The sequence below is a fragment of the Bordetella hinzii LMG 13501 genome, assembly GCF_001548475.1.
GTDB lineage: Bacteria > Pseudomonadota > Gammaproteobacteria > Burkholderiales > Burkholderiaceae_B > Bordetella > Bordetella hinzii.
In genome coordinates, this window is sequence record NZ_LRUJ01000012.1 from 41,920 (window position 1) to 64,296 (window position 22,377).

The window sequence follows — 22,377 nt, forward strand, 5'->3', positions numbered from 1 at the left end:
CGCCGCCGCTCAGCGCGTCAGGTCTTTCTCCGAGCGGCAGATGGGTCCCAGGTAGCGCTCCGAGGCGGCGGTGCTGAGCGCCGGGCCGCCGCCGCGGGCATGATTCATGCTGCAGGGGTGGGCCGGATCGACACAGCGCCCGACGATGGCATCGAACAGGCCGGGCGCCACATCGCTGAAGTGCTGCACCGGATTGCGCTCGCTGGGCTGCGCCAGCTTGAGATAGGCTTCGCGGCTGAGCATCTGGCCTTGGGCGCGGGTCCGGGCCACCCATTGCTGGAAGCCGGCTTCGTCCACGCCATGGAAGGCAAACCGCATGCCCGAGAAGCCCGCACCGCTGTAGTTGGCCGACAGGCCCTCGTATTCGCCCGGATGGTTGATGACGGCGTGCAGCGTGGTCTGCATGCCGGGCATGGCGTATATCTGGCCGGCCAGGGCGGGGATGAAGAAGGAGTTCATCACCGTGGAGGAGGTGATGCGGAACTGGATCGGCCGGTCTACCGGCGCGGCCATCTCATTGACCGCCGCGATGCCCTGTTCAGGGTAGAGAAAGAGCCATTTCCAGTCCAGCGCCACCACCTCGACCACCAGCGGCTTGGTGTCGGGCGGGATGTCGCGGCCTTCGGATAGCCGCGCGAGCGGGCGGTAGGGATCGAGCTGGTGGGTGCTGACCCAGGTGAGCGCGCCCAGCGCGATGATGATGAGCAGCGGCCCGGCCCAGATCAGCAGTTCTAGCACGGTGGAGTGATTCCACTCGGGGGTGTAGCGCGCGGTCTTGTTGCCCGCCCGATAACGCCAGGCGAACCAGAGTGTCAGGATGATGACCGGCACGATGACGATCAGCATCAAGCCGGTTGAAATGATGATCAGATTGCGCTGCTGGACGGCGATATCCCCCGAGGGCGATAGCAGCACGGCATTGCATCCCGTCAGCAGGGACAGGAGCCCGATCAGCAATATTCCGCGGAACCTTGGGAAGGACGGCATGACCATACCCCGTGACGAAACCGTGGGACGTAGCTGCAACACTACGCCCGACGGCGCGGAAAATCCAGCCCATTTCCATGGCGGCCGGCCGGCGGGCGTTGCGCGGCCGCCGCTGGCCGGATTGGTGCTTGCGGCCCGGCCGGACCTGGGCGTACCCTAGAAACCGCAGTCTGTGGGCAAGGTATAGCCGGAACCTCCTTTCGTGAGTGAACCTATGTCGACCTCCACGCATTATCCCGGCCAGGCGGCCGAGGCAGACGGGCATGACGGCCACGCCAAGGTGGCGCCCGGCGAGATTGCCGTCGGCGTCGTGATCGGCCGCGCCTCCGAATACTTCGATTTCTTCGTGTTCGGCATTGCCTGCGTGCTGGTCTTTCCGCAGGTGTTCTTCCCCTTCGAGGGCAGGCTGGAGGGCACCCTCTGGTCCTTCGTGATCTTCTCCTTCGCTTTCATCATGCGTCCCATCGGCACGGCGCTGTCGATGGCCGTGCAGCGCCGCTGGGGCCGGGCCACCAAGCTGACGCTGGCCCTGTTCTTGCTCGGAACGGCCACGGTCGGCATGGCCTTCCTGCCCAGCTATGACGCCATCGGGATGCATGCCATCACGCTGCTGGCCGTGTTCCGCTGCCTGCAGGGGCTGGCTTTCGGCGGCTCTTGGGATGGGCTGCCGTCGCTGCTGGCGTTGAATGCGCCGCCGGGGCGCCGGGGCTGGTACGCCATGCTGGGCCAGCTGGGCGCGCCCGTCGGCTTCCTGATCGCCAGCGCCTTGTTTCTTTTCCTGTTGCGGACGCTGACCGAGACCGACTTCCTGGCCTGGGGCTGGCGCTATCCTTTCTTCGTTGCCTTCGCCATCAATGTGGTCGCGCTCTTCGCGCGGTTGCGGCTGGTGGTCACCGAGGAATACACGCGCCTGCTCGAAGAGGGGGAGCTCGAACCCATCAGCGTGGCCGAGATCGTGCGCGCGCAGGGCTACAACCTCTTCATCGGCGCTTTCGCCGCGCTAGCCAGTTATGCGCTCTTTCACCTGGTCACGGTCTTTCCCTTGTCGTGGATCGCCGTCAGCGGCACCCAGCAGATCTCCGATGTGCTGACAGCCCAGCTCATCGGCGCGGTGCTGGGCATCCTGGGCACCATCGCCTCGGGCATGCTGGCCGACCGCATCGGGCGGCGCACCACGCTGGGCCTGCTGGCCGCGCTCATCGGTGTCTACGCCCTGTTCACGCCCTGGCTGCTGGGCGGCGGCCCCAAGGCGCAGAATGCCTTCATCCTGATCGGCTTCCTGCTGCTGGGCCTGTCCTATGGCCAGGCCTCGGGCACGGTCACGGCCAATTTCACGCGGCGTTTCCGCTATACCGGCGCGGCCCTGACCTCCGACATGGCCTGGCTGGTCGGGGCGGCTTTCGCGCCGCTGGTGGCCCTCGCCCTGTCGGTGCGCTTCGGGCTGGTGGCGGTCAGCATCTATCTGCTGTCCGGCACGGCCTGCACCTTGCTGGCCCTGCGGATCAACCGGGCCTTGGAAGCACGGGACTGAGCCGGCCCGCGGCGGGGGGGCGGGCGAGCGCATTTCTCCTCGCTGTTTGAAACAATATAATATTGCGCTTTCCGCCATCCTCATCCCATTCCCATGCTGCTTCTCTGGATCATTCTGGCCACGGTCACAGGCGGCTTGGTCGCGGTCGCCGTCGCCCACTGGCTGGCCTATCGCGTCTTTGCGCAATACCTGCATCACATGGTCAGCCTGTCGGTGGGCGTTCTGCTGTCGGTGGCCCTGCTGCATCTGTTGCCCGAGGCATTCGAGCAGGCCGGCGCCGGCGTGCATACGCTCTTCGGCCTCATGCTGGCCAGCCTGATCGGTTTCTTCGTGCTGGAGAAGATTGCGCTCCTGCGGCATAGCCATCACCACGAACATGACGGTCATCACCATCACAAAGGCCATGACCGCCACGAGGCCGGGCGCGGCGGCGTGCTCATCCTGATCGGCAGCTCGCTGCACAATCTCTGCGACGGCGTGCTGGTCGCCGCGGCCTTTCTCACCGACCCGGTCCTCGGCGTGCTGACGGCGGCGTCCATCATCGTGCACGAGGTCCCGCACAAGCTGGGCGACTTCGTGGTGCTGATCAATGCGGGCCTGGCGCGCCGTCGCGCCTTCGGGCTCATCCTCTTCACCAGCCTATGCACGGCCATCGGAGGCGGTGTAGGATATTTCGTGCTGCAGGAAGCGCAGACCCTGGTGCCTTATGTGCTGGTGGTCGCGGCCAGCAGCTTCCTCTATATCTCGGTCGCCGACCTCATGCCGCAGATGCACGAGCGCGTGGCCGTCTCCGACGCCGTGCCGCAGCTTGTGCTCGTGGCCGTGGGCGTGGCCATCATCTATGGCGTGACCACCTTCATGCACCACGGTCATGACCATAGCCACGGCCATGCCGGGACGGCGCTCGAAGCGGACCACCATCGCCATTGACGGCCAGGCGGGCGGCCGGTCACCCGGAGTCCGCTCATGAGTTTCGCCCCCGCCGCCGGCACCGCCGCTTCCACCACCATCCACACCGATACCCAGGGGCTGGCCCAGGGGGATTTCGAACTGCCCGTGCCTGGCGGCACGCAACAGGCCTATTACGCCGCGCCCGAGGGCGTGAAGGGCGCGCCGCTGGTGCTGGTGGTGCAGGAGATCTTCGGCGTGCACGAGCACATCAAGGATATCTGCCGCCGCCTGGCCAAGGCGGGTTATTTCGCGGTGGCCAGCAATCTCTACCAGCGCCAGGGCGATGCGTCGACCTATACCGACATCCCCAAGCTGGTGGCCGAGATCGTGGCCAAGGTGCCCGACGAGCAGGTCTATGCCGACCTGGACGCGGCCGTGGCCTGGGCCCAGGCCCAAGGGGCGGATGCCTCGCGCCTGGGGATCACCGGGTTTTGCTGGGGCGGGCGCATTACGTGGATGTACGCGGCCCACAACCCCAAGGTCAAGGCCGGCGTGGCCTGGTATGGCAAGCTGGCTTCCGGCCATGGGCCGCTGATCAAGTCCGTGGCCTTCGACGTGGCTGGCGCCCTGCACGGCCCCGTGCTGGGCCTGTATGGCGCCCAGGACCACAGTATCCCGGTCGAGGACGTGCGCACCATGGAAGCCAAGCTCGCCGCCGGCAATGCCGCCTCCCAGGCCTCGAGCTTCGTGGTCTACCCCAACTCGGGCCACGCCTTCCTGGCGGACTACCGCCCGAGCTACAACGCCGAGGATGCCAAGGACGGCTGGGCACGCATGCTGGCCTGGTTCGAGCGCTATCTGTAAGCCCGCGCCATCCGGGGCGGCCGGGTTCAGGTCACATAGTGGGTGACATAGGCCAGGTCCGCGACGGTATCGACCGCGCCGGCCTGGCGCAGCTTGTTGTCATGGCCCGGCGCGATGTGCGAGGCGCCCGTGTAGCCCAGCACGCGCATGCCGGCGGCCCGGGCGGCCTGTACGCCCGGCACGCTGTCCTCGACCACCAGGCAATGGCTGGGCGCCACGCCCATCCGGCTGGCCGCGAACAGGAAGATATCGGGTGCCGGCTTGCCTCGAGGGACCTGGCTTACGCTGAAGATATGCGGATCGAATAGCGGCCACAGGCCGGTCAAGCCCAGCGCCGTGCGTAGCTTGTCCGGCGTGCTGCTGGAGGCCACGCAGAATGGCATGCGCCGCGCACGCAGGGTGTCGATCAGGGCCTGCACATGGGGCAGGGCGCGCAGGTCGCTCTCGAAAATACGCGCCAGATGCGCGGCGTAATCGAGTTCGAACCCGGCCGGCAGCGTCGTGTGGAATTCGGCTTGCAGGGTCAGCCACATATCGTGGTCAGGAATGCCGGCAAAGCGTCGCGCGGCTTCCTCGGGCGAGATGTCGATGCCATGGGCCGCGAGGGCCTGGGATTGGGCGCGGGCGGCGATGATCTCGCTGTCGATCAGGACGCCGTCGCAATCAAAGATGACAAGCTGAGTATTGACCGGTGCCATGGTGCTCCGCCTGTGAAGAGGCCGGGCCTCTGCCCGGCCCGGCTATGGTGCGGTCTGGCGGGCGGCGCGTCAATCGGCGTTGGCGTCGCGCAGCCGGCTGGGCAGCAGCTCGCCATGGCGGGCCAGCAGGGGGTAGGCGGCCGCGCCGACCAGGTGCGAGTTGATGCCCTTCATGTCGCGCAGGATGTCCAGGTAGAGCGCGCCCGCCTCGGCGGCATCGACTTCGCCGCTCTTGATCTTCTGCAGATGGGCTTCGGCCGCCTCGGCCTCCATGGCGCGAAAACGCGATTTTTCGCCGGCCAGGGCGCGGGCCTGGCGCAGGTCGTCGTTGACGAACAGCGCGGCGGCCTGGCGCTGATTGGCCACCAGGGCGGCCAGCGTGTCGTCGATATGGGCGCGCTGCTCGGGCGACAGCAGCAGGCCCTGCTTGCGCAGGCGCGTGATATGGCCCAGGAGCCCGTGGAAGGCGATGTCGGCCGCATGCCCCACGTTGCTCGTGAAGGCGAGGATGCTGTCGAGCTGCTGGCGGTCTTCCTGGGTGAGGTTTTCCTGGTCCAGCGTGGCGATATAGGTGGTGATGGCGTTCTCGAGCTTGTCCAGCGCGCTGTCGAGCTGGCGGGCCTGCACCATGCGATGCCGGTTGTCACGCTTGAAGCCCGCGCGGGCATAGAGCAGCAGGGTCTGCAGCATATCCGTCATCCGCAGCGCCTCGCGCCGCGCATTGCCCAGGGCGACGGCGGGCACATCGTGGGCCCATTCGTCCAGGTACTGCGGCCGCGCCGGGTCGTTGGGGTCGCTGCGCTTGGGCAGCCAGCGCGACAGCAGCGCGCCATACGGCGTGAGCAAGGGCAGAAAGACCAGGGCGACCACGATGTTGAAGACCGTGTGGAAGTTGGCCACGACGCGGCTGGGGTCGGTCTCCAGCTTGGCCATGAGCGGGCCGATGTAGGGCAGAATGATGAGGCCGGCCAGCACACCGGCGACGCGGGTCAGCAGATTGCCCAGCGGCAGGCGGCGGGCGGCCGGGTCGTCGCCCGTGACGCCTTCTATCATGGGGTTGACCGCGGTGCCCAGGTTGGCGCCCAGCACCAGGGCCATGGCGACGTCCACGGTGACGATCTGGTGGCTGACCAGCGACATGATGAGCACGACGACGGCGACGCTGGAATGCGCGGCCCAGGTGAGGGCGGCCGCCAGCAGCACCGCCAGCACCGGCTGGGAGGCCAGCGACTGCAGGATGATGGACAGCAGGGGCGCTTGCTCCAGCGGTTGGAACAATTCGACCAGGGCGTGCAGGGCCATGAGCAACAAGCCCAGGCCGATGAAGACCCGCCCCAGGTCGCGGGTGCGGCCGGGCGGATAGCGGCGGAACATCCATACGCCGGCCAGGGTGAGCAGGGGCGCCAGTGAGGTCAGGTCGAAGGACAGCAGCTGCACGATCAGCGTCGTGCCGACGTTGGCGCCGAGCATGGCTGCCAGGGCAGGGACCAGTCCGACCACGCCGCCCGCGGCAAAACCGGTGATCATGAGCCCGGTCGCCGTGCTGCTTTGCAGGGCGGCGGTGATCCCCAGGCCAGCCACGAAGGCCCGGGCCCGCGTGCCGAGCGCACGCCCCAGGGCGGCGCTCAGGGCCGCGCCGAAGGCGCGCTGCACGCCCGTCTGCACCATGTGCACCCCCCAGAGCAGCAGGGCCACATACCCGGCGAAATCCAGCATGGACAGCAATCCCGACATAGTTTTCCTCAGGCTCGCGGCCTTACGCTAATCTGAATATGACAAGAAATATTTCTGTAATAATCGCACGTCCCGCCCCGGGGAGGAAACCTGGCGGCCCGCGCCGCCACGGCCGCCGCGTATCATGAAGGCATTATGCGCCGGCCGCGTCCGGCAGGAGGTTCCAGGTGGCAGTTTCCGTCTTCGACTTGTTCAAAATCGGCATCGGCCCGTCCAGTTCGCACACGGTGGGCCCCATGCGCGCGGCACTCCTCTTTGCGCAGGGCCTGGAGCGCGACGGCCTGCTGCCCGCCGTGGCCAGCCTGCGCTGCGAGCTGTATGGCTCGCTGGGCGCCACCGGCAAGGGGCACGGCACCGACAAGGGCGTCATGCTGGGCCTGATGGGCGAGGCGCCCGACACCGTCGATCCCGCGGCCATTCCCGGCATGCTGCAGGCCGTGCGCGCCAGCCGCGCGCTGCCCATCCTGGGCCGGCATTCCGTGCCCTTCATCGAAAAAGAACACCTGCTTTTCTATCGCCGCGAGGCGCTGGCCGAACATCCCAACGGCATGAAGTTCCACGCCTTCGACGCGGCCGGCGCATGCTTGCGCGAGTCGCGCTACCTGTCGGTGGGCGGCGGTTTCGTCGTCACGCCCGGCGCGCCCAACAGCCAGGTCATCGCCGCCCACGACCAGATGCCGTTTCCTTTCCGCACCGGGCGCGAGCTGCTGCGCATGTGCCAGGAGAGCGGCCTGTCGGTGGCCGGCGTGATGATGCGCAATGAACTCACCTGGCGCGGCCAGGCCGAGGTCGAACATGGCCTGGACCGCATCTGGCAGGTCATGCAGGATTGCGTCAGCCGCGGCTGCGGCATCGGCCATCCCGAGGCCGACGGCGATCTGCCCGGCCCCCTGAAAGTGCGCCGCCGCGCGCCCGAGCTGTATCGCAGCCTCACGCAGCGCGCCGAGCGGGCGCTGTCCGATCCCTTGTCGGTAATGGACTGGGTCAACCTCTACGCCATGGCGGTCAACGAGGAAAATGCCGCTGGCGGGCGCGTGGTGACCGCCCCCACCAACGGCGCGGCGGGCATCATCCCGGCGGTCATGCATTACTACGACCGCTTCGTGCCCCTGGCCAGCCGCCAGGGTATCCGCGATTTCCTGCTCACCGCCGCCGCCATCGGCCTGCTCTACAAGTACAACGCCTCGATCTCCGGGGCCGAGGTCGGCTGCCAGGGAGAGGTGGGCGTGGCTTGTTCCATGGCGGCCGGCGCGCTGGCCGCCGTGCTGGGCGGCTCGGTGGAGCAGGTAGAGAACGCCGCCGAGATCGGCATGGAGCACAACCTGGGGCTGACCTGTGATCCCGTGGGAGGGCTGGTGCAGATTCCCTGCATCGAGCGCAACGCCATGGCGTCGGTCAAGGCCGTCAACGCCGCGCGCATGGCGCTGCGCGGCGATGGCCATCACTATGTGTCGCTGGATTCGGTCATCAAGACCATGCGCGAGACGGGCGCCGACATGAAGACCAAGTACAAGGAAACCGCGCGCGGCGGCCTGGCCGTCAATATCGTCGAGTGCTGAACGGTCTTCAGAGGGATTCCTCGTTGATGAGGTCTTCCTTGCCGTAGAACTTTACGCCGATGTGGATGCGCTCGCGGCCTTGCGCGCGGCGGTGGCGGTTGGTGTCGCGCAGCGAATAGACGCAGCCGCAGTACTCCTGCTGGTAGAAGTTCTCGCGCTTGCTGATCTCGATCATGCGCTGCGAACCACCGCCCTTGCGCCAGTTGTAGGTCCAGTAGAGCATGCCATCGTAGCGCGCCGCGGCCCGTTCCCCGCAGCCGTTGATCTGGTTCATGTCCTTCCAGCGCGAGATGCCGAGCGAGCTGGTGATCGTGTCATAGCCATGCTCATGGGCATAGAGCGCGGTGCGTTCAAAGCGCATGTCGAAACAGACAGTGCAGCGCTCGCCGCGTTCGGGCGAGTCTTCGAGGCCCTTGACGCGGTCGAACCAGTTGTCCATGTCGTAGTCGGCATCGATGAACTTGATGCCATGCTTTTCCGCGAAGCGGATGTTCTCCTGCTTGCGGATTTCGTACTCCTTCACCGGATGGATATTCGGGTTGTAGAAGAAGATGTCGTAATCGATGCCCGAGGCCGTGATGGCCTCCATCACTTCGCCGGAGCAGGGCGCGCAGCAGGAGTGCAGCAGCACCTTGCGGTGGCCGGCGGGCAGTTCGAGTTTGGGGCGAAGGAGTTCAGACATGGCAAGAACCGACAGGAAAGTCCAACGTAGCCCGCCATTTTACGACGCGCTATCCGGCATGCTTGCGTCCCCGAATACCGTGCGCCACAGGGTGCTCACGGCGCCGCGTTCGGCGGCCAGCTCCTGCGGCGCCACGCGGGCGCGGTCTATGCCTTTCAAGCGCATCTGGTGCTGCGCCCGGCGCAGGGTGCGGTAGGCATTGCCGGCGGCGACACCCAGTTCGGCCGGGATGAGGCCGGCTTCGCCGGCCAGGCGCAGTAGCGCGATATTGCCCAGGTTGTTGACCAGCACCCGGTGGCTGCCGGCATGGCACAGGACCAGGTACTGGGTGACGAATTCCACGTCCACCATGCCGCCACGGTCGTGCTTGAGATCGAAGAGCTCGCTGTGATTGGGATGGCCGGCGCTGATCTTGTCGCGCATGGCCAGCACTTCGGCGCGCAGGGCCTCGGTGTCGCGCGGCATGACGAGGATTTCACCTCGGATGCGCTCGAAGGCCGCGCCGACCTCGGTATCGCCCGCGGCGTAGCGCGCGCGCGTGATGGCCTGGTGCTCCCAGGGCCAGGCATGCTTGCGCTGATATTGCTCGAAGGCTTCCAGCGAGACCGCCAGCAGGCCGGCGTCGCCGTCCGGGCGCAGCCGCAGGTCGACCTCATAGAGCCGGCCCGAGGACGTCATGGTCGACAGCCAGGAGGTCATGCGCCGGCCCAGCTTGGCGTAGACCTCGGCGGCGTCCTCGCGGTCGTCCTGGAAGAGATAGACCAAGTCCAGGTCGGAAGCATAGCCGAGCTCCTTGCCGCCCAGCTTGCCGTAGGCAATGATGGCGAAATGCGGCTGCGCGCCGGGCTTGCGGTTGACCAGGGGCCAGACGCGGCGGATGGTTTCGGCCAGCAGCAGGTCGGCCAGCGCCGATAACTGGTCTGCCAGGGCCTCGACCGTCAGGCTGCCCTCCAGGTCCTGGGCCAGCAGCTGGAAGCTGGCCTGGCGCTGCACATCGCGCATGAGGTTCATCTGCCGTTCGACATCGGGGCTGCCGTCGGGCAGGCGGCAGGCATCCAGGTCGGCGCTGAGCTGGCGGGCGACCTGCGCGAAATCCAGCGGCTCGAACAGGGTGCGCCAATCGATCAGACTGTCCAGCAGCAGCGGATGCTGGGTGAGGTATTGCGCCGCCCAAGGGCTGGCGGCCACCATGCGGGCCACGCGCGCCAGCGTATCGGGGTATTCAGCCAGCAGGGCCAGATAGGCGCTGCGCTGGGCGATGGCCTCGATAAGGTCGAACAGGCGCGTGGCGGCCTCCAGGGGCGCGCTGGTCTGCGAGGCGGCCTGCAAGGCGGCCGGCAGCAGCGCCTCCAGGCGCCGGCGGCTGCTGTCGGGCAAGCTGCGGATACGGTGGCTGGACAGCAGGGATTCGGTGCGGTTCAGGAGGTCTTCGGCCTGGTCGCCGAACACATCCTGGATCTGCTGTCCCAGCCTTTCCTCGGCGTCGGCCGGGCCGCGCCGCGGCGATTCGTCTTCCTCGCCCATGCCGGCCAGGCGGAAGGCATTGCGGAAGGTCTGCGACACGAATTCCCGGTGCCCGGCCAGGGTGTCTTCGAATTCGGCCGGCGTATAACCCAGCGCGCGGGCCAGGGCGTCGCGCTGGGCGCGGTCGCCCGGCAGCAGATGGGTCTGCTCGTCCTCGCGGTATTGCAGGGCGTGTTCGGTGCGGCGCAGAAAGCGGTAGGCCGCCTCCAGGCGGGCGGCGTCGCCGGCCGGCAGGAGGCCGGCGTCGCGCTCGGCGCGCAGGGCCTCGATCAGACCGCGCTTTTGCAGGGCCGGCATGCGCCCGCCGCGGATGAGCTGCGAGAGCTGCACCACGAATTCGATCTCGCGTATCCCGCCGTCGCCGAGCTTGATGTTGTTGGCGCTGTCCACGCCATTGCGTGCCAGGGCGCGACGCTGCCAGTCCTGGCGTATACGTTCGCGCAGCGCGCGCAGCGCGGCCAGCGCGTCGAAATCGAAATACTTGCGGTAGACAAAAGGGACGCGCAGGCTTTCGAGCTGCTGTGCCTGCAGGCGGTTGTCGCTGCCGGCAAACGCCTGGGCCGGCATCAGGCGCGCCTTGAGCCAGGCATAACGTTCCCATTCGCGGCCCTGGCCGATCAGATAGTGCTCAAAAGCGTCCAGGCTCCAGGCCAGCGGGCCGGCGTCCCCGTCGGGCCGCAGCCGCAGATCGGTGCGGAAGACCTGTCCGTTGGCGTCGGCCTCCGAGAGCACGGGCATCATGCGGCGCGTCAGGCGGCCATAGAATTCATGATTGCTGATGCGCCGGGGGCCGTCGGTATCGCCCTCGTCGCCGTAGAGCATGACGAGATCGATATCCGAGGAGACGTTTAGCTCGCGTCCGCCCAGCTTGCCCATGCCCACGATCAGCATTTCCTGCGGCGCGCCGCTGGCCTCGCGCGGCATGCCGTGCGCCTGGACGAGGTCGTCGGCCACGCTGCGATAGGCGGCCGAGACCGCCAGGTCGGCGAGAGCGGTCATGGCGCCGACGACTTCCTCCAGGTCGGCCTGTCCGCCCAGGTCGCGCACGATCAGCGACAGGAAGACCCGCTCGCGCAGCTTGCGCAGCACCGTCCGAGTTGTATCCACGGGTAACGCGCCGTCGCCGCCGGCCAGTTCGTGCATCCAGCCCTGCATGCGCGCGGCGGTCAGCGGCTCGGCCGCGGCCTGTCCCAGCCATGCGCGCAGATCGGGGCGGGCGTCCAGGCGGCGGCGCAAGTGGCCGGACCAGGCCAGTGCCTGGTCGAGGGAAGAAGTTGGTGACGACATGGCGGTAGGTATGGGGAGACGGCGGAGCCGGTTTCGGGTATAAGGGGACGATACCCCAAGATGCGTCAATTGCCGATAGTCCCGTGCGCGTACCCACCAAAGTCCTTCGCTGGCTCTTCTGGGGCCTGTTGGCCCTGTACGGAGTGGCGGCCATCGGCTTTCTCGGGCTGCGCTACTGGGTGTTGCCGCGCGCCGACGAATGGCGTCCGCGCATCGAGCAGTATGCCAGCCAGGCCCTCGGTGCGCGCGTCAATATCGATCATCTGAGCGCGGACTGGCGCGGGCTGAATCCCCGGCTCAAGCTGCGGGGCGTGCGCATCCATACTGCCGACAGCGCCGATGCCGTGCTCACCGTGCCGTCCGTCAGCGCCGTGCTGGGCTGGCGCAGCATGCTGCGCATGGCGCCCGCGCTGCTGACTCTGAGGGTCGATGGCGCCGATATCACGCTGCGCCGCGACGCCCAGGGCTTGATCTGGGTGGCCGGGCAGTCCTTCGACCCCACGCAGCAGGACCGGCAGGACGGCAGCCCTTTGCTGGCCTGGCTTTCCCGGCTGCGCGAAGTGACCTTCTACGACACCACCCTGCGGTGGCAGGACGACGCGCGCCAGGTGCCCGAAATCGCCTTGGGCAGCCTGGACCTGCTGGTGCGCAACGGCAGTCTTTCGCATCGCTTTGCCCTGCGCGCGCGTCCGCCTCGCGAACTGGCCGCCAGCGTCGTGCTGCGCGGCGAGTTCAACCGCAGCCTTTTTGCCTCCGAGCCGCGCAACCCGGCCAGCTGGAGCGGCCAGATCTATGCCGAACTGGGCGATGCCGAGCCACTGGCCTGGCGTCCCTGGCTGGAAATCCCCCAGGTGCAGGGCCGGCTGGCCGCGCGCGCCTGGCTGCAGATCGACCACGGCAAGCTGGCGGATTTCACGATGGACGCCGTCACGCGCGGCCTGTCCTGGCAAGCCGGCGGGCCGGGCGAGGCCGGCGTGGGCCTGGCGGCGAGCCGCCTGCGCTGGCGCCTGCAAGGCATGCCCGGCGACCTGCTGCAGCTGCGCGACCTGCCTTTGGCCAAGAGCCCGGACGGCGCCGGCATGAGCCTCAAAGCGCGCGCCGAGCAGGCCGGCGCGCGCCTGCCCGGGCTGTTCGAATTCCCCGATATCCGGGCCGACGAACTGGAGCTGGACACGCGCTTCATCCACCCGGACGGCCAGCCCCTGCGCATGGACCTGGCACAGCTGCGCGTGGCCAATGACGACGCGGAGTTGCGCCTCTACGGCACCTGGCGCGCCGAGGGCAAGTCCGCCGCCGGCACCGCCGATCTGCGCGGCGCGCTCACGCGCGCCCGCATGAGCGCGATTCATCGCTATCTGCCCCTGGAGGTGAATCCGGACGCGCGCGAATGGCTGGCCACGGGCCTGCCGGCAGGCGACATCCGCGATGCGGCGGTGACCATCCAGGGCGACCTGGACGACTTCCCGTTCGCCGCCCCCGGCGCGCAGGGCGCCTTCCGCATCGCCGGCCAGTTCAGCGACGCCACGGTCGATTACGCCCCGGCCCGCGCCGGCCGCAAGGCCTGGCCCAGGCTGGAGAAGCTGGGCGGCAGTTTCGCCGTGGACAAGGCCAGCCTGACGCTGGATTCGCCGGGCGGCGGCCAGGTGCCCACCGGGCCGGCCCAGGTGGTGACCCTTGGGGCGGTCAGCGCGCGGATTCCCGATATGGAGCACAACGCCCGGCTTTATCTGGACGGCATGAGCGCCGGGCCGGTGTCGGCCTATTTGGCGCTGGCAGCCAATTCGCCGCTGGGCGGCTTGCTGGACGACGCCTTGAGCGAGGCTTCGGGCACCGGGGACTGGCGCGTGCCGCTGAAGCTGGACGTGCCGCTGCTCAATGCCGACGACACGACGGTCGAGGGGCAGGTCGTCTTTGCTGGCAACAGCTTCCAATTCATGCCGGAAATCCCCGTGCTGGACCAGGTGCACGGCGCGCTGGATTTTTCCGAACGCGGCATCCAGGTCAAGGACATCCGGGCACAGTTTCTGGGCGGGCCGGCGCGCATCTGGGGCAAGATGGAAAAGGGCAGCGAGCCGCTGCAGTTCGAGGGCACGCTGGCCGGCAATGCGCTGACCCAGCTCATCAATGCGCGCGCGATGAACCGGTTCGCGGGCAAGACCGCCTATCGCGGCCAGCTCACTTACCTGCGCGGCGGCTCGGTCGATATTTCCCTGCGCTCGGACTTGACGGGCCTTGCCATCGACATGCCGGCGCCCGTCGGCAAGAGCGCGGCGGCCGCATTGCCGCTGATGCTGCAATGGAGCCCCGCCACCGACGCCGGCAGCCGCGGCCGCCGCTGGCTGACGGGCAGCCTGGGCGAAAACGTCAATGTGCTGCTGGAGCGTGACGCCGGCGACAAGTCCGGGACGTACTTCGCCCGCGGCGCGCTGGGCGTGAACCGCGCCGCGACCTTGCCCCGCCAGGGTTTGACGGTGGCGGCGTCGCTGCCCGAACTTGACATGCAAGGCTGGGACACCGTCATCGAAGAGTTCGATCAACCCGCCAACCGAGCCACGGCACACAAGAGCAGCCAGCCGACGATGCCGGCGCTTACCCAGGTCAACCTGGCGACCGCGACCCTGCGCAGCTCCAGCCTGGATCTCACCGATCTGAAACTGTTCGCCCAGCGGCCCGCCCCGGCCCAGTGGCGCGTCGACGTGGAATCGCGCCAGGCGACCGGCACGCTGGAGTGGACCGAGGCTTCCGGCGCGATCGCCGGGCATGTCGTGGCGCGGCTCAAGCATCTGTCCCTGGGCGGCGCGGGCGACAGCAACAAGGCCGAGGACAGCCTGTCCTCGGGCAACGATCTCTCGGATATTCCGGGCATCGATCTGCAGGTGCAGAACTTTTCGCTCTACGACAAGCCCTTGGGCACCCTGGAGCTGCTGGGGACCAATACGGCGCGCGGCCGTCTCTGGCGCCTGGACAAGCTGCAGATCCAGAATGCGGACGCCACGCTCAAGGCGACCGGCAATTGGCGCCTGGACACGGACCAGCGCGGCCTGAGCGTGCAGGCCCAGGCGGACTTCAAGGATGTCGGCAAGTTCCTGGACCGCATCGGCCTCAAGCAAGTGATGGCCGCCGGCACGGGCAGCGCCGAGGCGAACTTCACCTGGCGCAACCTGCCGTGGACCCACAATCCCGCCGACATCAGCGGGAATGCCACGGTGAGCATCGACAAGGGACGCTTCCTGAATGTCAATTCGCGAACGGCGCGACTGCTGGAGCTGTTGTCCTTCCAGTCGCTGCAGCGGCTGGCCAAGCTGGACTTCAACCCGGTCAACCTCGTACGCGATGGCTTCCCCTTCGACACCCTGCGCGGCCAGATGTCCCTCGATGGCGGGGTGCTGAAGACCGATGGCTACAAGGTGAACGGGCCCGTGGCGGCCATCGTGCTGGCGGGCAACACCAACATCATCAGCGAGCGCTGGGATCTCAAGGCCGTGGTGGTGCCCAATCTGGATGCCAGCGGGGCGGCCGTGGCGACCGCCGCCCTGGTCAATCCTCTGGTGGGCCTGGGCGCGTTTGTCACCCAATGGCTGCTCAAGCAGCCGCTGGCGCGCGCCATGACGCTGGAGTACAAGGTCTCCGGCTCCTGGGACGATCCCAAGGTGGAGCCGATCGAGTTGGGCGCGCCCGCGCCTTCCCGCCAGACCGTGCCGGAGTTCGATACCGGCCACTGAGGCGCGGGGCGCGCGCCCCGTGCCTTACTTCTTCATCATGTCGAAGAATTCGGCGTTGGTCTTGGTGGCGCGCATCTTGTCCACGATGAATTCCATGGATTGGATTTCGTCCATGTCGTGGATGAACTTGCGCAGCACCCAGACCTTTTGCAGCAGCTCGGGCTTGATCAGCAGCTCTTCGCGGCGGGTGCCCGACTTGTTCAGGTTGATGGCCGGGTAGACGCGCTTCTCGGCCAGGCGGCGCTCCAGGTGCACTTCGGAGTTGCCGGTGCCCTTGAATTCTTCATAGATGACTTCATCCATGCGGCTGCCGGTTTCGATCAGCGCGGTGCCCAGGATGGTGAGCGAGCCGCCTTCCTCGAGATTGCGCGCCGCGCCGAAGAAGCGCTTGGGGCGTTGCAGGGCGTTGGCGTCCACGCCGCCGGTCAGCACCTTGCCCGAGGCGGGGACGACGGTGTTGTAGGCGCGGGCCAGGCGGGTGATCGAATCCAGCAGGATGACCACGTCCTTTTTCATCTCGACCAGGCGCTTGGCCTTCTCGATCACCATTTCGGCGACCTGCACGTGGCGCGTGGCCGGTTCGTCGAAGGTGGAGGCGACCACTTCGCCGCGCACGGTGCGCTGCATTTCGGTCACTTCTTCGGGGCGCTCATCGACCAGCAGGACGATCAGGACGGCATCCGGGTAGTTGGTGGTGATGGCATGCGCGATGTGCTGCATCATCACCGTCTTGCCGGACTTCGGCGGGGCGACGATCAGGCCGCGCTGGCCCTTGCCGATAGGGGCGAAGATATCCAGGATACGGCCGGTGAGGTTTTCTTCGCTCTTGATGTCACGTTCGAGGCGCATCACCTGGTTGGGGTGCAGCGGCGTCAAGTTCTCGAACATGATGCGGTGCTTGATGGTCTCGGGCGTGACGCCGTTGACCTTGTCGACCTTGACCAGGGCGAAGTAGCGTTCGCCGTCCTTGGGCGTGCGGACTTCGCCTTCGATGGAGTCGCCCGTATGCAGGTTGAAGCGGCGGATCTGGGACGGCGAGATATAGATGTCGTCGGTACTGGCCAGATACGAGGTCTCGGGCGAGCGCAGGAAACCGAAACCGTCGGGCAGGACTTCCAGGACGCCGTCGCCGAAGATCTGCTCGCCTTGCTTGGCGCGCCGCTTCATGATGGCGAACATCAACTCCTGCTTGCGCAGGCGGTTGGCGTTCTCGATTTCCAGGCCAGCGGCCATTTCCAGCAGCTGCGACACGTGCAGCGCCTTCAGTTCATTGAGGTGCATCGCGGTGAATGTGGGGGAGAGATATGAGATGGGATCTGGCGGCGAGCCTCGGACGGGCTCGCGCGGTACTCTTGGCGCGCCGCCGTGGGCGCCGCGCCGTCCGCTGCGCGTAGTTTACAACGCGCTGTCCAGAAATGCGGTGAGCTGGGACTTGGACAGGGCGCCGACCTTGGTCGCGGCGGCCTGGCCATCCTTAAAGAGCATGAGGGTCGGAATACCGCGGATACCGTACTTGGCGGCCGTGCCCTGGTTTTCGTCGACATTCAGCTTGGCCACGGTCAGGCGGCCAGCGTATTCGCTGGCGACTTCTTCCAGGATGGGGGCGATCATCTTGCAGGGACCGCACCAGGCCGCCCAGTAGTCGACCAGCACGGGTTGGCTGGACTTCAGCACATCGCCTTCAAAGCTGGCGTCGCTGACGTTCTTGATTTGCTCGCTCATGATGGGGATATCCGACGGAGGCCTTGGGCCAGAAACGGGGCCGGGGCCTTTGTTACTTGTTTGATGGAAGGATTAAAGCATACCACTGTCAATAACAACAGGGTTTGCCGGTTTTGTGTAGCATGATGCGGCGCGAGCGGCCCAGGCGGCTCGCTGTCTTGTTCATCCTACCGAATACCGGCCTGCTCAGGGCGTGCGCATCCTACCGAAAGCCGCGCCAAATATGGGCTTGTACGTAAAATGTAGGTTTTTTTCCACAGATGTTGGGGATAACTTGGCCACACCACGTTACACCGAAGCGTCGATCCGCGTTCTGAAGGGGCTGGAGCCTGTGCGCCAGCGCCCGGGCATGTACACCCGTACCGAAAACCCCCTGCATATCGTGCAGGAGGTCATCGACAACGCGGCCGACGAAGCACTGGCCGGCCACGGCAAGCAAATCCAGGTCACGCTGCACGCCGATGGCAGCATTTCCGTCGAGGACGACGGCCGGGGCATCCCGGTCGGCTTGCACCCCGAAGAAAATGCGCCCGTCGTGGAGCTGGTTTTCACGCGCCTGCACGCGGGCGGCAAGTTCGACAAGCAGGGCGGCGGCGCCTATGCCTTTTCCGGCGGCCTGCACGGCGTCGGCGTGTCGGTCACCAATGCGCTGGCCAAGCGCCTGGAAGTCGTCGTCTGGCGCGAAGGCGGGGTGCACCGCCTGGTGTTCTCCGGCGGCGAGGTCATCGAGGCCCTGGCGCCCTATCCCGAGGGCGGCCGCAAGAAGTCCGGCACCCGGGTGCGGGTATGGCCCGATCCCAAGTATTTCGACAGTCCCAATATCCCCATGGGAGAGCTCACCCACCTGCTGCGCAGCAAGGCGGTGCTCCTGTCGGGCGTGAAGGTGGTGCTCGTCAATGAAAAGACGGGCGACAGCAAGACCTGGCAATACCAGGAAGGATTGCGCGGCTACCTGTCCGAGGCCTTGGGCGGCGCCGAGCTCATGGTGCCCTTTTTCGAAGGGGAGCAATACGCGGGCGCGGACCACGAAAGTTTCGCCGAAGGCGAGGGCGCGCAATGGGTCGTGGCATGGACCGAAGACGGCAATGTCGTGCGTGAGTCCTATGTCAACCTGATCCCGACGCCGGCCGGCGGCACCCATGAGTCCGGACTGCGCGAAGGGCTGTTCGGGGCCGTCAAGAGCTTTGCCGAGCTGCACAGCCTGCTGCCCAAGGGTGTGAAGCTGCTGCCCGAGGATGTGTTCGCGCGCGCAAGCTTCGTGCTCTCGGCCAAGGTGCTGGACCCGCAATTCCAGGGCCAGATCAAGGAGCGCCTGAACAGCCGCGACGCGGTGCGCCTGGTGGGCGGCTTCGCCAAGAGCGCGCTGGATCTCTGGCTGCACAGCAACGTCGAATACGGCAAGAAGCTGGCCGAGCTGGCGATCCGCCAGGCCCAGGCGCGGGCGCGCTCGGCCCAGAAGGTCGAAAAGCGCAAGAGTTCGGGCGTGGCGGTGCTGCCCGGCAAGCTGACCGACTGCGAGGCCAGCGACGCCAGCCGCACCGAAGTCTTCCTGGTCGAGGGTGATTCGGCCGGCGGTTCGGCCAAAATGGGGCGCGACAAGGAGTTCCAGGCCATCCTGCCGCTGCGCGGCAAGGTGCTCAATTCCTGGGAGGTCGACCGCGACCGCCTGTTCGCCAACAACGAAATCCACGATATTTCGGTGGCGATCGGCGTGGATCCGCACGGGCCCAATGACACCCCGGATCTCTCCGGCCTGCGCTACGGCCGCATCTGCATCCTCTCGGACGCCGACGTGGACGGCTCGCATATCCAGGTCTTGCTGCTGACGCTGTTCTTCAGGCACTTCCCGCGCCTGGTCGAGGCCGGCCATGTTTATGTCGCCCGCCCGCCGCTGTATCGCCTGGACGTGCCGGCGCAGGGCAAGCGGCCGGCGCGCAAGATCTATTGCCTGGACGACGGCGAACTGGAGGCCGCCCAGGACAAATTGCGCAAGGAAGGCGTGCGCGAGGGCGCCTGGAGCGTCAGCCGCTTCAAGGGCCTGGGCGAAATGAACCCCGAGCAGCTCTGGGAAACCACCATGAATCCCGACACCCGGCGCCTGCTGCCAGTGGGCTATGGCGATCTGTCGCCGTCCGACACCACCCGCATGTTCGACATGCTGATGGGCAAGGGCGAGTCGGCCCAGCGGCGCGCCTGGATCGAAGAGAAGGGCAACCTGGCGGAGCTGGATATCTGATGAGCGAGGTCAAGACGGCCAGCCTCACCCTGGACCTGACGGTCCGGGATTACGAGGCTTTCATCACCCATGCGCATACGCGGCGCGAACTGAAGCGGCGGCGCCTGCGCAGCCATCTGCGTTTCGCGGGCATCATGATCGTCGGCCTGTTGCTGCTGATCGTGTCCCGCACGCGCGATGCGCAGGGCCAGATGGATTGGGGGGCGGCCATGCCGACCTTTTTCCAGGCGGCCGTGGTGGCGGCCGTCGTGCTGGCGCTGCTGAGCCTGGGCTTTGAGCGCCTGATCCCGGCCATGGCGCGCGCCAATGTGCGCCGCGCGCTCAAGCGCGACCCCGAAAATCCCTTCCTGGGCGAGCATCGCCTGGACTTCGGTCCGGAGGGCGTGGCCGACGCCGGCGAGCGCGCCAGCGGCAGCCTGCCCTGGGATCTGGTGCGCGACGCCGAGGAAACCGCCGACTATCTCTTTCTTTTCATTGCTCCCACGCAGGGCGTCATCATTCCCAAGCGCGGCCAGCGCGAGGAAGACCTGCAGGCCGTGCGCGCCGAGCTGCGCGCCCATGTGCCGCGCGCCCTGTTGAGCCATTGATAGAACACACACCATGACTGACAGCAATCAAGCGGGGCTGTTCGATCCCCCGTCCGGCGGCGATGACGCCGCCATCACGCTGGGCCTGTACGCCGAGCAGGCCTATCTCGACTACGCCGTTTCGGTGGTGCGCGGCCGCGCGCTGCCCGATGTGGGCGATGGCCAGAAGCCCGTGCAGCGCCGGATTCTCTACGCCATGCAGGCCATGGGCCTGAACAGCGGCGCCAAACCCGTGAAGTCGGCCCGCGTGGTCGGCGACGTGCTGGGCAAATACCATCCGCACGGCGACCAGGCGGCCTATGACGCCATGGTGCGCATGGCGCAGGACTTCTCCCTGCGCTATCCCCTGATCGACGGCCACGGCAACTTCGGCTCGCGCGACGGCGACAATGCCGCGGCCATGCGTTATACCGAAGCCCGCCTGACGCCCATCGCCCGCCTGCTGCTCGACGAGCTGGACGAGGGCACGGTCGATTTCGTGCCCAACTACGACGGTTCGCAGCAAGAGCCGCAAATGCTGCCGGCGCGCCTGCCGGTCATGCTGCTCAACGGCGCTTCGGGCATTGCCGTGGGCATGGCCACCGAGATTCCCTCGCACAATCTGCGCGAAGTGGCCCAGGCCTGCGTGGCCCTGATCCGCAATCCCAAGCTGGCCGACGAAGAGATCCTGCAGCTCATTCCAGGCCCCGATTTCGCCGGCGGCGGGCAGATCATCACTCCGGCGGCCGACATCGCCCAGATCTATGCCACGGGGCGCGGTTCGCTCAAGGCGCGGGCGCGCTGGCAATTCGAGGAAATGGCGCGCGGCCAATGGCAGCTGGTGGTCAATGAACTGCCGCCGGGCACTTCGTGCCAGAAGGTGCTCGAAGAAATCGAAGAGCTCACCAATCCCAAGGTCAAGGCCGGCAAGAAATCGCTCACACCCGAGCAGCAGCAAAGCAAGGCCATGATGCTCGCGCTGCTGGACGCGGTGCGCGACGAGTCCGGCAAGGATGCGGCCGTGCGGCTGGTCTTCGAGCCCAAGACCTCGCGGGTGGACCGCGATGAGTTCGTCAACACCCTGCTGGCCCAGACCAGCATGGAAAGCAATGTGCCGATCAACCTGGTGTGCATCGGCACCGACAGCCGGCCGCGTCAGAAAGGCCTGCGCGACATCCTGGAAGAGTGGGTGGCCTTCCGCACCGAGACGGTGCTGCGCCGCACGCGCTTCCGCCTGGACAAGGTGCTGGACCGCATTCATGTGCTCGAAGGCCGCATGGTGGTCTACCTCAATGTCGACGAGGTGATCCAGACCATCCGCGAATCCGATGAGCCCAGGCAGGCGCTGATGACGCGCTTCAACCTGACGGAGCGCCAGGCCGAAGACATCCTGGAAATGCGCCTGCGCCAACTGGCTCGACTGGAAGGCTTCAAGATCGAGCAGGAGCTTGCCGACAAGCGCGAGGAGCAGCTGCGCCTGCAGGATCTGCTGGACAATCCCAGTTCGCTCAAGCGCACGCTCATCAAGGAAATCGAGGGCGATGCCAAGCAGTATGGCGATGAGCGCCGCACCCTCATCGAAAGCGCCGAGCGCGCCGTGCTGGAAACCAAGGTGCTCGATGAGCCGGTCACCGTCATCGTCTCGCGTAACGGCTGGCTGCGCGCGCGCCAGGGCCATGGCCACGACGCCAGCCAGTTCAGCTTCAAGCAGGGCGACGATCTGTACGGCGCCTTCGAGTGCCGCACCACCGATACGCTGATCGCCTTGGGCGATAACGGACGTGTATATTCGGTGGCGGTGGCCGGCCTGCCCTCGGCGCGTGGCGATGGCCAGCCCGTGACCACCATGATCGACCTGGAGGCGGGCACGCGCATCGTGCATACCGTTGCCGCCGCGCCCGACAGCCGCTGGCTGTTGGCCACGCAGAGCGGCTATGGCTTCGCCACCCGCTTGTCGGATATGAGCAGCCGCCAGCGCGCGGGCAAGCAGTTCGTCACGCTGGAAAAGGGCGATGCCCTGCTGCGTCCGGTGCCGCTGTTCGAGGGCGCCAACCAGCTGGCCTTGCTGTCTTCCAAGGGCAAGCTGCTGGTCTTCGGCCTGGACGAGCTCAAGAGCCTGTCGGGCGGCGGGCGCGGCACCATTCTCATGGGCCTGGATGCCAATGACCGTCTGGACCAAGCCGTGCCCATCGGCGCCGGCGGTCTGCGCGCCGCGGGTATTTATCGCAACAAGCCCACCGAGGACATCCTGGTCGGCGCCACGCTCGCGCCCTATGCCGGCAAGCGCGCCCGCAAGGGACGCGCGCTGGATGTGCGTCCCAAGCAGCCCTTGCTTTCGCCTGTGCTGTAGACCCGCGGGGGCCCCGGGGCCCCC

The 22,377-nt window shown here is 67.0% G+C and carries 15 protein-coding genes; 8 read left to right on the forward strand and 7 right to left on the reverse strand.

The genetic code is table 11. The annotated features are described in order from the left end of the window. Window positions 1-9: 9 nt before the first annotated feature. Window positions 10-987, reverse strand: coding sequence for a ubiquinol oxidase subunit II (gene cyoA, locus AXA74_RS10350; RefSeq protein WP_080701001.1), 978 nt, complete (start codon window positions 985-987; stop codon window positions 10-12). Between the two features lie 214 nt (window positions 988-1,201). Here cyoA and AXA74_RS10355 point away from each other — a divergent pair, with 214 nt between their 5' ends. The 3 genes from AXA74_RS10355 to AXA74_RS10365 all read left to right on the forward strand — a co-directional run bounded on the left by AXA74_RS10355 (window position 1,202) and on the right by AXA74_RS10365 (window position 4,273). After that, window positions 1,202-2,518 carry an MFS transporter gene (locus tag AXA74_RS10355; RefSeq protein ID WP_032955276.1) on the forward strand — a complete coding sequence of 439 codons (1,317 nt, stop codon included), beginning with the start codon at window positions 1,202-1,204 and terminating at the stop codon, window positions 2,516-2,518. Between the two features lie 93 nt (window positions 2,519-2,611). After that, window positions 2,612-3,448, forward strand: coding sequence for a ZIP family metal transporter (locus AXA74_RS10360; RefSeq protein ID WP_029578882.1), 837 nt, complete (start codon window positions 2,612-2,614; stop codon window positions 3,446-3,448). A gap of 36 nt (window positions 3,449-3,484) precedes the next feature. Next, on the forward strand, window positions 3,485-4,273 hold the full coding sequence (locus tag AXA74_RS10365; RefSeq protein ID WP_032979727.1) for a dienelactone hydrolase family protein: 789 nt from the start codon (window positions 3,485-3,487) through the stop codon (window positions 4,271-4,273). A gap of 26 nt (window positions 4,274-4,299) precedes the next feature. On the opposite strand, the gene AXA74_RS10370 is transcribed toward AXA74_RS10365, so the two are convergent. Beyond that, a complete protein-coding gene (locus AXA74_RS10370; RefSeq protein ID WP_029578880.1) occupies window positions 4,300-4,971 on the reverse strand; it encodes an HAD family hydrolase in 672 nt (223 codons plus the stop codon). Window positions 4,972-5,040: 69 nt separating this feature from the next. After that, on the reverse strand, window positions 5,041-6,705 hold the full coding sequence (locus tag AXA74_RS10375; protein ID WP_032955277.1) for a Na/Pi cotransporter family protein: 1,665 nt from the start codon (window positions 6,703-6,705) through the stop codon (window positions 5,041-5,043). Between the two features lie 167 nt (window positions 6,706-6,872). Between AXA74_RS10375 and AXA74_RS10380 the strand changes: the two genes are divergently transcribed. Beyond that, complete coding sequence (locus AXA74_RS10380) at window positions 6,873-8,264, forward strand: L-serine ammonia-lyase (protein ID WP_029578878.1); 1,392 nt, start codon at window positions 6,873-6,875, stop codon at window positions 8,262-8,264. A gap of 7 nt (window positions 8,265-8,271) precedes the next feature. Here AXA74_RS10380 and AXA74_RS10385 read toward each other — a convergent pair whose 3' ends face one another. Continuing rightward, complete coding sequence (locus tag AXA74_RS10385; RefSeq protein ID WP_029578877.1) at window positions 8,272-8,946, reverse strand: epoxyqueuosine reductase QueH; 675 nt, start codon at window positions 8,944-8,946, stop codon at window positions 8,272-8,274. 39 nt (window positions 8,947-8,985) lie between these two features. Then, on the reverse strand, window positions 8,986-11,757 hold the full coding sequence (gene glnE / locus AXA74_RS10390; protein WP_032979725.1) for a bifunctional [glutamate--ammonia ligase]-adenylyl-L-tyrosine phosphorylase/[glutamate--ammonia-ligase] adenylyltransferase: 2,772 nt from the start codon (window positions 11,755-11,757) through the stop codon (window positions 8,986-8,988). An 83-nt stretch (window positions 11,758-11,840) separates the two neighbouring features. On the opposite strand from glnE, the gene AXA74_RS10395 reads away from it, so the two are divergent. Beyond that, entirely contained in the window at window positions 11,841-15,479 is a 3,639-nt protein-coding gene (locus AXA74_RS10395; protein ID WP_032979724.1) for a YhdP family protein, read from the forward strand. Window positions 15,480-15,503: 24 nt separating this feature from the next. Here AXA74_RS10395 and rho read toward each other — a convergent pair whose 3' ends face one another. Continuing rightward, window positions 15,504-16,760 carry a transcription termination factor Rho gene (gene rho / locus AXA74_RS10400; protein WP_029578874.1) on the reverse strand — a complete coding sequence of 419 codons (1,257 nt, stop codon included), beginning with the start codon at window positions 16,758-16,760 and terminating at the stop codon, window positions 15,504-15,506. Between the two features lie 114 nt (window positions 16,761-16,874). Then, window positions 16,875-17,201, reverse strand: coding sequence for a thioredoxin TrxA (gene trxA / locus AXA74_RS10405; protein WP_029578873.1), 327 nt, complete (start codon window positions 17,199-17,201; stop codon window positions 16,875-16,877). A gap of 223 nt (window positions 17,202-17,424) precedes the next feature. Here trxA and parE point away from each other — a divergent pair, with 223 nt between their 5' ends. Genes parE through parC form a run of 3 tightly spaced genes read left to right on the forward strand, consistent with a single transcriptional unit; the run spans window position 17,425 to window position 22,353 of the window. Further along, window positions 17,425-19,437 carry a DNA topoisomerase IV subunit B gene (parE, locus tag AXA74_RS10410; RefSeq protein WP_048940262.1) on the forward strand — a complete coding sequence of 671 codons (2,013 nt, stop codon included), beginning with the start codon at window positions 17,425-17,427 and terminating at the stop codon, window positions 19,435-19,437. Next, window positions 19,437-20,024: a YcxB family protein gene (locus AXA74_RS10415; RefSeq protein ID WP_032964089.1), complete on the forward strand. Its 588-nt coding sequence runs from the start codon at window positions 19,437-19,439 to the stop codon at window positions 20,022-20,024. Before parE ends, AXA74_RS10415 begins: the two co-directional genes overlap by 1 nt. Before the next feature lie 13 nt (window positions 20,025-20,037). Then, a complete protein-coding gene (gene parC, locus AXA74_RS10420) occupies window positions 20,038-22,353 on the forward strand; it encodes a DNA topoisomerase IV subunit A (RefSeq protein WP_032964087.1) in 2,316 nt (771 codons plus the stop codon). Window positions 22,354-22,377: the final 24 nt, after the last annotated feature.